The following is a 13,108-nucleotide window of genomic DNA, read 5'->3' as shown; positions in this document are numbered from 1 at the left end:
CTACCCCTCCTCGCCGCCCGGGCGCCCCGCGGCGGCCAGCGCTTCGGCGAGCTGGCGCCGGCCCGCGATCCCCAGCTTGCGGTAGACGTTGGTCAGGTGGAGCTCGACCGTCCGCCGGGTCACCTCGAGCCGGTCCGCGATCTCGGCGTTGGACGTGCCCGCGGCGGCCAGGTCCGCGACCCGGCGCTGGGCTTCGGAAAGCACGGGGCGCCGGTCCGGCACCCCGGTCAGCTCGCGCAGCCGGGCCAGCACGGCCGGCCAGCGGTACCGCGCCGCCAGCTCGCTCGCCCGCGCGAGGTGGCCACCGGCGCCGTCCGCGACCGCGGCCAACTCGCCCGCCCGCGCGAGGTCGCCACCGGCGTCGCCGGCGAGCGCGGCCAGCTCCACCAGCGCCGTCGCGTGCCGCAGGTGGCTGCCGGTGCCGTCCAGCAGCGCGGCCGCCCGGGCCAGGTGCCCGGCGGTGCCCTCCTCGTCAGGACCGAGGGCGAGCGCGATCGCCAGGTGCGCCCCGCCGACGGCGGCCCGGGTGCCCCACGCGTTCGCGGCGGCGAGCTCTTCGCCGAGCAGCAGCCGAGCCGCCGCCCGGTCGCCGGTCGCCACCAGGCACCGCGCCACGGCGGAGCGCCAGGGCAGCAGCTCGGGGTTTTCCCAGCCCCGCGCGGAAAGCCGGCGGCCGCACTCGCGCAACGGGGGGAGCGCCTGGTCGGGCCGGCCCTCGCCGAGCAGCGTCGTTCCCTTGGCGTACAACAGGAACGCGCTGCCGAGCCCGGGGCCCGGCTCGACGTGGTCGCGGTCGAGCGTCCGCCGGGCGAGGTCGGCGCGGCCGGCTTCGAGGTGCACCCGCGCCTCGGTCGCGACGACTCGGGCGCGCAGCACCGAGTGCCAGTGCCGGGGCGGCACCAGCTCGTGCGCGTCGGCCAGGTCGGCCTCGGCGTCGTCGAGGAGCCCGGCGGCGAGGTGCTGTTCGGCCCGGTCGACGAGGGCCCGCGCGATCAGCGTCCGGGCGCCCTGGCGGCGTGCGCGCACGAGCACTTCTCCGCCGTGGGTGGCGGCTTCGTCGAGGTCCCCGGTCAGGGTCAGCGCGCGGACCGCCGCGGCGCGCGCGGTGAGCGAGCCGGCGTCGGCGATCGGCTGCGCCAGCGCGGCGCGCGCGAGCCCGCGCACCCGGGCGGGACGCCGGCCGCACCGGGCGAGCAGCACCGCGGCCACGGCCGCCTGCGCCGGCTCGGCGGGCCGCTCGGGCAGCGGCGGCATGCCGTAGCCGCCGACCGCGGACCGGTCCTGGGGTTCGCCGTCGGCCAGCCAGTACAGGGCGAGGAGGGCGTCGCGCTCGGCCGCCGAGACGTCCGGGCGGCGGAACGCGGCGATGAGCGTGCGCGCGCTCAGGCCGCCGCGCGCGTTGAGCAGGTCGGCGGCCAGCAAGCGGTACCGGCCGAGCCCGGGACCGTCCACTTCGGACAGGACCTGGGCGAGGTGGCGGTCGCCCGCCTCCTGGTCCAGCAGCAGCTCCCCGGCGCCGAGGTCGATCAGCACGGCCGCGCGCCGCGCCGGGTCGAGCGGTTCCCGCAGCGCCCGCCGCAGCGACGCCGTCGCCTGCCCGTCGCGGCCGCCGCCCTGGCCCAGCCGGGCGGCCGCGCGCAGCACCTCGACCACCCACGGCTCGCCGATCACGCGGGTCCGCCGCAGGATCGCCGCGACGGCCGCGTTCGCGACGCCGTGTTCGTAGCCCAGTTTCGCCGCGCGGGCGAAGAACGCGTCGCGGCTCTCCTCGGTCATCCCGCCGAGCGCCCGCTGGCCGACGTCCGGTCCGGCGAGCCCGCCGGCCGCGGTGACCAGGCCGAGCGCGCGCAGCCGGGCGAGGTCCGCGGCGAGCCGGTCCGGCGGGCAGCCGGCGAGCTCGGCCAGCAACGCGGGCCCGAAACCCTCCTGGCACACCGAAACCGCGCGCAGCACCGCGAGGAGCCCGGCGGGCAGGCCGTCGACCAGCCGCAGCAGGCGCTCGGTGGCGACCCGCGTGAACAGCCCGCCCGGTTCCGGGGCTCCGGCGGGGTCCATGTGCAGCCGGGCGAGCGCCTCGCTCAGCACCGCCGGGTTTCCGCCGCTGCCGCGCACGGCGTGCTCGACGACCCCCTCGTCGGCGCCGGCGAGCCGCACGCGGACCAGGGCGGCCACCGCGGCGTCGCCGAGTGGCCGCAGCCGGACGTCGTGGGCGTCCGTCGCCGGCTCCCAGGTGTCCAGCCCGCTGGTCTCGCTGACCACCAGCAGCACCGGAACATCGGCGCGGTAGCCGGAAAGCACGCGCAGCCAGGCCCGGGTCGGGGCGTCGGCCCAGTGCAGGTCGTCGACGACGAGCACGAGCGGCTGCCCGCCGAGCCCGGCGTAGAGGTCCCGGCACAGCTCGCGCTCATCGGGTGCGTCCGCGAGCGCCGGGAGCGCGACGCCGAGCCCGGCGAAAACCTCGTGCAGCACGGTGAACGGCTCGGTCCGGTCCGACGGGCAGCACGGCACGTGGGCCACGGGCAACCCGGCGTCCCGGGCCGTCGCCACGACGGACGCCAGCAGCGCGCTGCGGCCGGAACCCGGCGCGCCGGTGACCGTCACGACCGCCGACCGTCCGTCGCGCAGGTCGCCGACCAGCCCGGTCAGCAACGCGGCTTCTTCGTCCCGCTCGGCCAGCCGCGGCCACCGGACGCCGCGCTGGTACGGCACCCCGGCCACCGCGACCTCGTCGTCCCTACCCGGCGAGCCCATGCGTCCTCTTCGCGGCCTCCGGGGCCGCCGGTCCGGCGCTCGCCCGCAGCGCCGCGGCCAGCTCGGCGCGGCTGTCCACGGCCAGCTTCCGGTAGACGTTGGTCAGGTGCAGCTCGACGGTCCGCGGCGAGACGAACAGGGCGCTCGCGACGTCGCGGTTGCTCGCGCCGCGGGCGACCAGGTCGGCCACCTCGCGTTCGCGCAGCGTCAGGACGTCCGCGCGCGGCTGCCGCAGCCGGCCGCCGGACTCCTCGAGCAGGTCCCGCGCCAGCGCGCCGATCGAGCGCCACCCCGAGCCGGCGGCCAGCAGCGCGGCCTGGCGCAGGTGCCGGCGCGCGGTCTTGCGGTCGCCGGCGAGCGTCATCGCCTTGCCCAGCAGGAACTCCGACCGCGCGTACTCGACCCGGCACGGCGAGGTCGCCAGCACCCGGGCCGCCTCGGCCAGCAGTTCCACCGCCCGCGTCCCCGACGCGAGGACACCGCGGCCGACCAGCGCCAGGCCCCGGGCCGTCCCGGTCGGCCAGGTCGCGGCGAGCTCCGCCCCGCGTTCGGCGTAGCCGTCGGCTTCGCGATGCCGGTCCGCGCCGGCGAGCAGCAGGGTGGCGGTGAACCACCAGGGCGCGAAGACGGGGTTGCCGATGCCGGCCTCGTCCTGCCGCCGGCCGGATTCGAGCAGCAGGTCCAGCGCGCCGTCGACGTCGCCGCGCAGCGCGCGGCCCCGGGCCCGGCCGAGCAGCCAGAGGTGCCGGTCCGCGGGCGCGGCGTCCAGTTCTTCCGGGCGCACGGCGTCCAGCAGCCGTTCGGCGGCGGCGAGTTCGCCGTCGTCGCGCAGGGCGGTCGCCAGCGTCGTCCGCACCATCAGGTCCGGGCGGTGGCCGGCGCTCGCCAGCACGGCGACGCGGACGTCGGAGAGCGCGCCCTCGCGGTCACCGCTCTCCCGCAGCACGCGGGAGCGGGCGGCCAGCGACCGGCCGAGCGCGGCTCCGTCGCCGCGCACCGCGGCTTCGGCGACCGCGCGGTCGAGGGCCCGCACCGCGTTCGGCGCGTCGTCGACCAGCCGCAGGGTCCGCGCGGCGGCGAGCAGGTCGTCGCTCGACGCGGCGGCCGCGGGCAGCCGGACGACGGCGCGGGCGCAGGCCGCGGCGACCTCGGTGCCGCGGCCGGTCAGCGCGAGCGCGGCGGCGCGGTCGGCGAGGTCCCGGGCGCCGGGGTGACGGGCCGCGGCCGCGCGGGGGGCGGTCGCGGCCCGGTCCCGGAGGAGGCCGCGCGCGGCCTCCCGGGTCGTGGCCGCGGCGGCGAGGGCCGCCACGGGCACCGCGGGCGCGGCGGTGCCGAACCGCCGGGCAAGCCGGTCGACGAGGCCACCGACCGGGGCCCGGTGGCCGGGGGCCGGCGCGGTGGCCGCGAGCGCGTAGAGCACGGCGATGGCGCAGTGGTCACGCGGGTCGCGGGCGTGGCCGGCGGCCGTGCGCAGCTCCGCCATCGCCGCGTCCGGGTCGAGGCCGAGCCGGGCGGCGGCGAGCGCCAGCCGGACGTCGAGCCGGGCCGGCTCGGCGGCGGCCGCGCGGGACAGGTGGGCGACAGCGGTCGCCGGGTCGCCCCGGTTTTCCGCGGTGGCCGCGGCTTCCAGCGCGAGGTCGACCATCCAGCGCTCGTCGAGCCGCGGCAGCGCCCCGAGGTGCGGGGCGACTTCGGCGGCCGGGCGCGCGTCGTCGTTGAGCAGCCGCGCCGCATGCAAATGCATACGGGCGAGTTCGTCGGCGGCCGTTTCGGCGAGCAGGCGCGATCGGACGGACCGGTCGAGCACGCTGCCGGTGAAGAGATTGGCGCGGCGAATTGCGTCGAGCGCGAGCCGCACCGGCCGCGCGGGCAGCCCGCACAAAGCGGCGACCCTGGTCACGTCCGGTTCGTCGAGGACCGCGACGGCGGTGGCCACGGTTCGCGCCTGCGCGGGGAGGCCGGCGAGCGCGTCGACCGGGCTCGGCGCGGTGACTTCCCAGCGGTGGCACCGGTCCTGCGCCCCGAGCTGCCCGAGCGCCCACACCCCGGGACCGGGCTCGCCGGGACGGCGGGACAGGACGATGAGAAACCGCTCTCCGCGGCCGCACCGGAGCAGGAAGTCCAGGAATCGCAGCGACGATTCATCGCACCACTGCGCGTCTTCGACGAAGATGACCGAATTCTTTTTCCGCAATGCGCCGGCCAGCAAAAGCGACCGCAATGTGCGGAATTTCCGGTGCAATCCGGAACCGTCTTCCGCAGGCAGTTCCAGGGTGCGCCGAATGGCGCCGCCGGGATCGCCGGACTTCGTGAAGAGTTCGGCGAGCGCGTGGAACTCGACCGGCTCACCCGCCGCGTCGGCGTGAAAGCGAAAAATATTCGCAGACTGGCCCGGTTTCGCGGTTTCCAGGCCCGCGAGCAGGGCCCGGACGCCACCGCCGGGCGTCCCGTCCACCAGCACGGCCTGCGCGGACTCCGTCCACGCCAGTGCCGCGCACCGGGACAGGGCGCCCGGATCCCGGGCGAAGACCGGATTCGGAGTGGGATCCGACATGCCGCCATCGACCTTTCCTGCAAACCCGGCAAAACCGAGCCTTTTCCCGCAGCCCCCAGAGCCGCCGAAGGATCTGACCGTCCGAACAGTATTGACACCGCCGCCGGGAGGGAAACCACCGTCGGTGCCCGATGTGCCCACTTCCTCCACTATGGAGTGACCGTACCAGGGGCAACCCTCGCTGTCAGCGAAGGCCACCACCCGTACGGGTGACATACTTGTAGCATTAGTCAGACCCCGAAACTGGACATTTAACCAAGACTTGAGGTGGCCTTCAGCGCTCGTGGGCCGTCGGGGTGAAGGGGAACCAACGAAAGTTGTCGGTCCGTCCACCGGCGGGCAACTTTCGTCGCTAGTCCGGCCCGGGAACCCGCGGACCACCGCCGGGACCGGGGTCCGGAAGCTACCGTGGAGCCCGTGTCGGACGTCACCACTCCCGGTCCCGGAACCACGCCGCGTGCGCGCCTCGGCACGCGGGCGGGGCCCAAGCACGAACTGGCGACCCTGCTCAGCCTGGCGGTGATCTTCGGCGCGCTCGACGTGGCGATCTGCCTCAACAGCCACCCGACCACCGGCTGGGCGGGCCCGCGCGCGGACCTGGTCCTGCAGCTGCTCGTCGACGTCTCGGTGCTCGGGCTGCGGCGGTTCCCCAAGACGGTCGCGGGCATCGCGCTGGCCGTGACGGTCGCGACGGTGGTGGCCGACGCGCTCGCCCCGGGCCTGCTCTCCCCGGAGGACCCGGCCAGCCCGCTGATCCTGCCCCGCGTCACATCGGTGATCGTGATCTTCCTGGTCCGCCTGGAGCCCCCGCGGGTGGCGTTCGCGTTCATCGGCGCGCTGGCGCTCGTCGGCAGCGCGCCGTGGGCCCCCAGCTGGACGCTCACCCCGGTCGGCCTGCTCAGCACGATCGGCCCCGCGGCGGTCGTGCTGTACCTGGACGCGCGCCGGCAACTGTTGCAGGAACTGCGCGACCGCGCCGAGCGGGCCGAACGCGAGACGCACCTGCTGGCCGAGCAGGCCCGGTTCGAGGAACGCCGCCGGCTCGCCGCCGAGATGCACGACGTGCTCACCCACGGGCTCAGCCTGATGGTCCTGCACGCGGGGGCGCTCGGCATCAGTTCGAAGGAACCCGACGTCCGCAAGGCGGCCGAGGAGATCCGCGCCCGCGGCGCGATGGCGCTGGACGAGCTGCGCGACCTGGTCGGCGTGCTGAACACGACGTCGGCGGACGTGTCCGAGCGGCTGACGGGCCCGAGCCCCCGCACGGGAGCGCCGGAGCAGCCGGCGCCGGATCCCGCCACCCTGGTCGCGGAGTCGGTGTCGGCGGGGATCCCGGTGGAGCTGGACGTCGAGGGCGAGCGGTCCCGGCTGTCCCCGACGATCGCGCGCACGGTCCACCGGGTCGTCCAGGAGGCGCTGACGAACGCGCGCAAACACGCGGCGGGCGCGGAGGTCCGGGTGAAACTGCGGTACCGGCCGGACGGGGTCGGGATCCGAGTCATCAACACCCGGCCGCGCCGGCAGCCGGACGAGGTGCTGGCGGGGAGCGGGTCGGGGCTGGGGTTGTCGAGCCTGCGCCATCGGGTGGAGCTGGTGGGCGGGACGCTGCAGGCCGGTTCGACGCCGGACGGCGGGTTCCGGATCGCCGCGGATCTGCCGGCGTACGTGCCCACGACGGAGACTCGGCAGAAGCCCGCGCACCGCTGACGCTCGCGCTGCCCCCGCACCGCCCGCCGGCACCGGCGAGCCACCCGCGTCAGGACTGGAGATTCCCCTACTGCTCCCCCGCTTACTGTCGGCCCGTCACGAACTCCCGACCAGAACGCGGGGCCCCCATGAAAGGCATCATCCTGGCCGGCGGCAGTGGCTCCCGGCTGCACCCGGTCACGCTGGGCGTCTCCAAGCAGCTCGTCCCGGTCTACAACAAGCCGATGATCTACTACCCCCTGTCGGTGCTGATGCTGGCCGGCATCACCGAGATCCTGCTCATCTCGACCCCGCACGACCTGCCCGCGTTCAAGCGCCTGCTCGGCGACGGCTCGGAGCTCGGCCTGCGGCTCGACTACGCCGAACAGCCCCACCCGAACGGGCTCGCCGAGGCCTTCATCATCGGCGAGGAGCACGTCGGCGACGACACCTCCGCCCTCATCCTCGGCGACAACATCTTCCACGGCCAGGGCTTCTCCGACGTCCTGCGCGCCGCCACCCAGGACCTCAAGGGCTGCGTCCTCTTCGGTTACGAGGTCTCCGACCCGCACCGGCACGGCATCGGCGAGTGCGACGCCGACGGCAACCTCGTCTCGATCGAGGAAAAACCCGCCCACCCCAAGTCGAACCGGGCGCTCACCGGCCTCTACTTCTACGACAACGACGTCGTCGAGATCGCCAAGGGCCTCAAGCCGTCCGCGCGCGGCGAGCTGGAGATCACCGACGTCAACAACGTCTACCTCGACCGGGGCCGCGCCGCCTGCGTCGACCTCGGCCGCGGCTTCGCCTGGCTGGACACCGGCACCCACAAGTCGCTGCTGGACGCCGGGCAGTACGTGCAGACGATGGAAGCCCGCCAGGGCGTCCAGATCGCCTGCCTCGAAGAGATCGCGCTGCGCATGGGCTTCATCGACGCCGACCGGTGCTACGCGCTGGGCGAGCGGATCGGCAGCTCGGGCTACGGCGAGTACGTCATGGACTTCGCGCGCCGCGCGCGGCCGCTCACCGCGGTCTGACCCCCGGAGGATCCTTCCCATGCGCATGGTGGTCACCGGCGGTGCCGGGTTCATCGGCTCGGCCTACGTCCGCAACGTGCTTTCCGGCCGGTACCCCGGGTTCGAACCCGACGAGCTGGTCGTGCTCGACAAGTTCACCTACGCGGGCAACCGGGCGAACCTCGCGCCGGTCGCCCATGACGAGCGGTTGCGGGTCGTCGTCGGCGACATCTGCGACGCCGACGTCGTCGAGCGCGAGCTGGCCGGCACCGACCTGGTCGTGCACTTCGCCGCCGAGTCCCATGTGGACCGTTCGATCGCCGGGTCGGCGGAGTTCGTGCGCACCAACGTCCTCGGCACCCAGACGCTGCTGCAGGCCGCGCTAGAGCACGAGGTCGGCAAGTTCGTGCACGTCTCCACCGACGAGGTCTACGGCTCCATCGACGAAGGCTCCTGGCCCGAGACGCACCCGATCGCCCCCAACTCGCCGTACTCGGCGTCCAAGGCGTCCTCCGACCTGCTGGTCCGCGCCTTCCACACCACGCACGGGCTCAATGCCTCGATCACCCGCTGCTCCAACAACTACGGGCCCTACCAGTACCCCGAGAAGGTCATCCCGCTGTTCGTCACCAACCTCGTCGACGGCCTGCAGGTCCCGCTCTACGGCGACGGCCTCAACGTCCGCGACTGGCTGCACGTCGACGACCACTGCCGCGGCATCCACCTGGTAGCCGAAAAGGGCCGGGCCGGCGAGGTCTACAACATCGGCGGCGGCACCGAGCTGACCAACCGGGAGCTCACCGAGCGGCTCCTCGCCATCACCGGCCGGGACCACACCGCGATCCGGCCCGTGGCGGACCGCAAGGGCCACGACCGCCGCTACTCGGTGGACATCACCAAGATCACCACCGAGCTCGGCTACACCCCGCGCGTCGACATCGACACCGGCCTGCGCGACACCGTCGACTGGTACAAGAACAACCGCGGCTGGTGGGAACCGCTCAAGGGCTGACTCACTGCGTGCGCAGCCGCGGCCACAGAGCGTCCCACGCGGTGGTCCGTCCACTGAAGACGGTCATCAGCTGCGGCACGACGTCCTGGTGGCGGGCGAACGCCCCGGCCACCGCCGGGCTCGCGTCGCCGACGAACAGGACGCTGTCGACGTTCTCGCCGGGGTGCCCGAAGTAGTAGTACCCGCGGTGGGCACTGTAGACGGCCGGAAGTCCCCGCTCCGCGCCGAAAAGCTCGAGGTCGGCCGCGAACGCGTAGCTGTCGGTCAGGATCGCCGTCCGGGCCCGCTGCTCGGGCGGCAACGACCGGTAGACCTGCACGACGGCGTCGGAAAGCTGGTCGAGCTGGCCGTCGGACTGCACGAAGACCTTGGCGGTCAACGGCACCAGCGGCAGGTCCGGGATCCGCTCGGCCCACGACTTCGGGTAGATCGGCAGCGCGACGAGGGCCTGGACGACCGACGCGGCGACGAGCAGCCAGCCGACGGCCTTCGCCGCCGTGGGCCACTTGACGTCCTGCAGGCCGACGGCACCGGCGGCGAACAGCGGCGCGTACAGGCTGTAGACGTAGTAGGACCGGCCGGACGTGAGCAAGTAGGCCACGACGAGCAGCAGGAACGCGACGCCGAGGAAGCGGTGCTCCCGCGTGATGAGCAGGCGCGCGAAACCGAACAACGCGAGCGGCACGCCGATCACCAGGCCCGGGCCCGACAGCAGTTCGAGCAGGAACGCGCCGGTCCCGGGGAACTCGGCCGAGACGACCTCGGACATCCGCGTGTACGGCCAGCCGTGCGCGGCCTGCCAGAGCAGCGTCGGCACGGTGGTGAGCGTCGCGATCAGCGCGCCGAGCCACAGCAGCGGCCGGCGGACGAGGTCCCGCGGCCCGAAGACCAGCGACGCGGCGGCCAGCGCCACCCACAGCGCCGGGACCAGGAACTTCGTCTGCAGCGAGACGGCCGTGACGAGCCCGGCCGCGAGCAGCAGCCGGTCGTCGCGCACCCGGGTCCAGCGCACGACGAGCCACAGGATGAGCGACCAGAAGAACGGGTCGATCGAGTAGGTCGCGAGGTAGTGGCAGATGAGCGTCGCGCCGGACATCGCGTACGCGGCCGCGGCGAGCGTCTGCGCGACCCGGCGGCCGCCCAGCTCGCGCGCGGTCAGCGCGGTCAGCACGATCCCGCCGGCCGCGGCCAGCGTCGCGGGCAGCCGCAACGCCGTCAGCGAGCCGGGGAACAGGTGGTCCAGCCCGGCCGCGAGGAACGGCAGCAGCGGCGGCTGGTCGAAGTAGCCCCACGCGGGGTGGTCGCGGCCGGCCACCACGAAGTAGGCCTCGTCGAACGAGAACCCGTAGTTGCGGCTGGCGACGAAGAGCAGGACGCCGGCGACTCCCGCGATCAGGAGAACCGGGGTCCGCGCGAACGCCGTGCGGGTGCCGATGGTCTCGCTGGTAAGGGTCATACCTCGAGTAGACCCGCTCCGACCTGCCGGTTTCTGCGGCCGAGAGTGCTCATTCCGCACAACGAAAGTCGATCACGCCGCCCGGAGCCGCAACCTTCGTAGTCACTCGGAAGTGAGGTTTGAGCACGGAAGGTGAGGGTAGCGATTCCCCTAGACTTCGCCGGCGAACCGGTGCTGAGCAGGGGTTTCCCGCGATACTGGCGACCATGACCCAGGGTCGGCACCTCGCGTTCTTCAGCTTTCCCGGCGTCGGGCACATCAACCCGATGCTGGGCCCGGTCGAAGCGCTCGCCGAGCGGGGCCACCGGGTCACGTTCTTCGTCGCCGAGCCGTTCGCGCACCTGCTGCGCGACAGCTCCGCCGAGACCGTGGTCTACCACTCCGACTTCCCCGCGTCGGTGACCAAAGTGGACAGCGCCGAGGACGCGGTCACGATGATCATCGACCTCATGCGCGAAGGCTTCGCGCCGCTCGAAGCGGCGCTGGAGCGGCTCTCCGGCGACCGGCCCGACCTGATCGTGCACGACACCATCAGCGGGAACGCCGCCCGGGTGCTGGGCCGGGCGTGGGACGTCCCGCTGGCCGAAAGCTGTCCCGTCTTCATCGAGAACGACGCCGACGAGATCCCCGGCGCACCCCAGCCGCCCGACGACCACCCGGCCGCCACGGACTTCGACCACCGGGACCCGCGCCTGGCGCGGTTCGGCGAGGAGTTCGGCGCCGGCGTCTCGGCGCTGCTCACGCGGTACGGCCTGGACCCGCGGCTGGCGACGGACAGCCTCTCGCCCGCCGGCGACGAGCTCCGCCTGGTCTACATCCCCCAGGCGTTCCACTACGGGAGCGAGACGTTCGGCGAGCGGTACCGGTTCGTCGGCCCGACCGCGGACTGCCGCGCGCTGCAGGGCCATTGGACCCCACCCGGCGACGGCCGGCCGGTGGTGCTGATCTCGCTGGGCACGTCGATGAGCAAGGACCTCGGCTTCTTCACCGGCTGCATCGAGGCGTTCCGCGGCAAGCCGTGGCACGTGGTGCTGACGCTGGGCCGCGGCGCCGACCTGGCCGCGCTCGGCGAGCTGCCGCCGAACGTCGAGGCGCACGAGTGGATGCCGCACCCGTCGGTGCTGCGGTACGCGTCCGCGCTGGTCTGCCAGGCCGGCATGGGCAGTGTCCTGGAGGCGCTGCGCTACGAGGTCCCGGTCGTCGCGGTCTCCCACAGCGGCGAGACGCTGGCCAACGCCCACCGCGTCGCGGAGCTGGGCCTGGGCACGCACATCCCGGTAGCGTCGGCGACGGGCGCGGCGATCCACGCGGCGGTCGAAGCCCTGGCGGCCGACGGCGCGCTGACCGCCCGGCTCGCGCTGATGGCCAAGGAGATCGAGCAGGCGGGCGGCGCCCCCGCGGCCGCCGACGCCCTGGAAACCCTGCTCCCGTAAGCAGTCTGTCACGGCCGCCGCCACGACGACGAATCCGGGCACACTTGTCAGTTCCCAGGCGCCTCGGACATGAATCACGTCGTTGTGCGAGCTACGGACTGTCAGGCGCTGTCGAAGTTCGGGAGGAACAGCGGCTCGCCATCCACGACCGCCGCTCGCGTCTTTGCCCGCAGCCACTCTGCAAAGTCGCCTCCTTGTTCCAACAAGTAGACGATCTCACGCAACTCCGCTAGGACAAACGTCTTCTGGGTGAGCGCTTTACGACATTGACTCACAGCCGTGTCCGCGAACCCCGATGCGGAGACGATCAGGCCGTGCACCCCGGCGCGCCCATAGACCCGGACGAGATGCTGCGACACACCGTCAACACCCAGTCGGTTTTTCCTCCACTTGACCTCGACGAGATAGGGCTGGTTGCTCAGCTCGATCAGCCCGTCGACTTGTTCACCGACGCGCCCGTCCTCGTTCGCCAGCGTAAAGCTGTCTCGCACATTGAGACCGTCGAGCTTGAAGACCTCGTTCAGCAGCGCCTCAAGCTTCAACCCGCGCTGGCGGGGGTCTGCCATGCCGAACAATCTCCCCAGCTCACTGAGTAGATTCTCGCGGAGCTTCCGCTTTTCTGCCGCAGCTGCAGCCGCCTCACGCTGCGGCCGAAGACGCTCGTGCCGCTCCGAGTCGCGCTCCTGCTGCATCCGGACAAAGGAGTCCTTCGTGCCCACAAGCGTGCGAACCTTGGCAACCAACCCCTGAGCTTTGAGCGCATCCTCTGGCCACGATGTAGAGAAATCCTCCCACTCGACTACTCGCCGGATGATTTCGCGGCGAGACCTCAAACCTGAGTCGCCTTCTTCGTTGATCCGGGCGATCACCATGCGGGCAATCTCGTACTTGCTGATGGAACTGCGGTTCGAGTCGACGCGGTGCTGCAAGTCCGTCAAGTGGCGTTCGCCGACTCCGCATGCCCGGAAGAACCCGACTGTGTCCGCCTTCGATCTGCGAAGCAATGGGATCGTGTCGACGAGGACGCCGACCAGGTCAGGCGGGAAGTGGTATGGGATGTCGGTCACGATCACCTCAGTGCGGACTAACGACCCGCCATCATCGCACGCGCGTGATTCCGGCGACGAACCGACTTTGGCGAAGAAGTATCGCTCGGCCGAACGGGTGAACTAATACAAGTCCCTCGAGCCGATTACGTCG

Annotated in this window: 8 protein-coding genes; 4 read left to right on the top strand and 4 right to left on the bottom strand. The window is 73.1% G+C overall.

Going from position 1 to position 13,108, the window contains the following annotated elements; all coding sequences use genetic code 11:
• Entirely contained in the window at window positions 1-2,751 is a 2,751-nt protein-coding gene (locus tag ACIRSS_RS40815) for a LuxR C-terminal-related transcriptional regulator (RefSeq protein ID WP_400904904.1), read from the bottom strand.
• The gene (locus tag ACIRSS_RS40810; protein ID WP_400904901.1) at window positions 2,735-5,305 is read right to left on the bottom strand and encodes a LuxR C-terminal-related transcriptional regulator; all 2,571 of its coding nucleotides are present in this window, start codon (window positions 5,303-5,305) and stop codon (window positions 2,735-2,737) included. The genes ACIRSS_RS40815 and ACIRSS_RS40810 overlap by 17 nt, the downstream gene beginning before the upstream one ends.
• Window positions 5,306-5,722: 417 nt before the next feature.
• Between ACIRSS_RS40810 and ACIRSS_RS40805 the strand changes: the two genes are divergently transcribed.
• From ACIRSS_RS40805 to rfbB, 3 genes are all read left to right on the top strand, one after another.
• Entirely contained in the window at window positions 5,723-7,012 is a 1,290-nt protein-coding gene (locus ACIRSS_RS40805) for a sensor histidine kinase (RefSeq protein WP_400904898.1), read from the top strand.
• 128 nt (window positions 7,013-7,140) lie between these two features.
• On the top strand, window positions 7,141-8,028 hold the full coding sequence (gene rfbA, locus ACIRSS_RS40800; protein ID WP_400904895.1) for a glucose-1-phosphate thymidylyltransferase RfbA: 888 nt from the start codon (window positions 7,141-7,143) through the stop codon (window positions 8,026-8,028).
• 19 nt (window positions 8,029-8,047) lie between these two features.
• Window positions 8,048-9,019, top strand: a complete 972-nt coding sequence (gene rfbB / locus ACIRSS_RS40795; RefSeq protein WP_400904892.1) for a dTDP-glucose 4,6-dehydratase — start codon at window positions 8,048-8,050, stop codon at window positions 9,017-9,019.
• A 1-nt stretch (window position 9,020) separates the two neighbouring features.
• Here the strand turns inward: rfbB and ACIRSS_RS40790 are convergent, their stop codons facing one another.
• Window positions 9,021-10,475, bottom strand: a complete 1,455-nt coding sequence (locus ACIRSS_RS40790; protein ID WP_400904889.1) for an ArnT family glycosyltransferase — start codon at window positions 10,473-10,475, stop codon at window positions 9,021-9,023.
• A 206-nt stretch (window positions 10,476-10,681) separates the two neighbouring features.
• Here ACIRSS_RS40790 and ACIRSS_RS40785 point away from each other — a divergent pair, with 206 nt between their 5' ends.
• A complete protein-coding gene (locus ACIRSS_RS40785; protein ID WP_400904887.1) occupies window positions 10,682-11,908 on the top strand; it encodes a macrolide family glycosyltransferase in 1,227 nt (408 codons plus the stop codon).
• A 101-nt stretch (window positions 11,909-12,009) separates the two neighbouring features.
• Here the strand turns inward: ACIRSS_RS40785 and ACIRSS_RS40780 are convergent, their stop codons facing one another.
• A complete protein-coding gene (locus ACIRSS_RS40780) occupies window positions 12,010-12,975 on the bottom strand; it encodes a restriction endonuclease (RefSeq protein ID WP_400904885.1) in 966 nt (321 codons plus the stop codon).
• Between the last annotated feature and the right edge of the window lie 133 nt (window positions 12,976-13,108).

Source organism: Amycolatopsis sp. NPDC101161, assembly GCF_044768185.1.
Classification (GTDB): Bacteria; Actinomycetota; Actinomycetes; order Mycobacteriales; family Pseudonocardiaceae; genus Amycolatopsis.
This window is presented reverse-complemented; position numbering and strand designations above follow the sequence as displayed.

Excerpts from the sequence above, each read along its gene's own strand:
- ACIRSS_RS40815 (WP_400904904.1), bottom strand. The coding sequence starts at position 2,751 with ATGGGCTCGCCGGGTAGGGACGACGAGGTCGCGGTGGCCGGGGTGCCG.
- ACIRSS_RS40810 (WP_400904901.1), bottom strand. The coding sequence starts at position 5,305 with ATGTCGGATCCCACTCCGAATCCGGTCTTCGCCCGGGATCCGGGCGCC.
- rfbA (WP_400904895.1), top strand. The coding sequence starts at position 7,141 with ATGAAAGGCATCATCCTGGCCGGCGGCAGTGGCTCCCGGCTGCACCCG.
- rfbB (WP_400904892.1), top strand. The coding sequence starts at position 8,048 with ATGCGCATGGTGGTCACCGGCGGTGCCGGGTTCATCGGCTCGGCCTAC.
- ACIRSS_RS40790 (WP_400904889.1), bottom strand. The coding sequence starts at position 10,475 with ATGACCCTTACCAGCGAGACCATCGGCACCCGCACGGCGTTCGCGCGG.
- ACIRSS_RS40785 (WP_400904887.1), top strand. The coding sequence starts at position 10,682 with ATGACCCAGGGTCGGCACCTCGCGTTCTTCAGCTTTCCCGGCGTCGGG.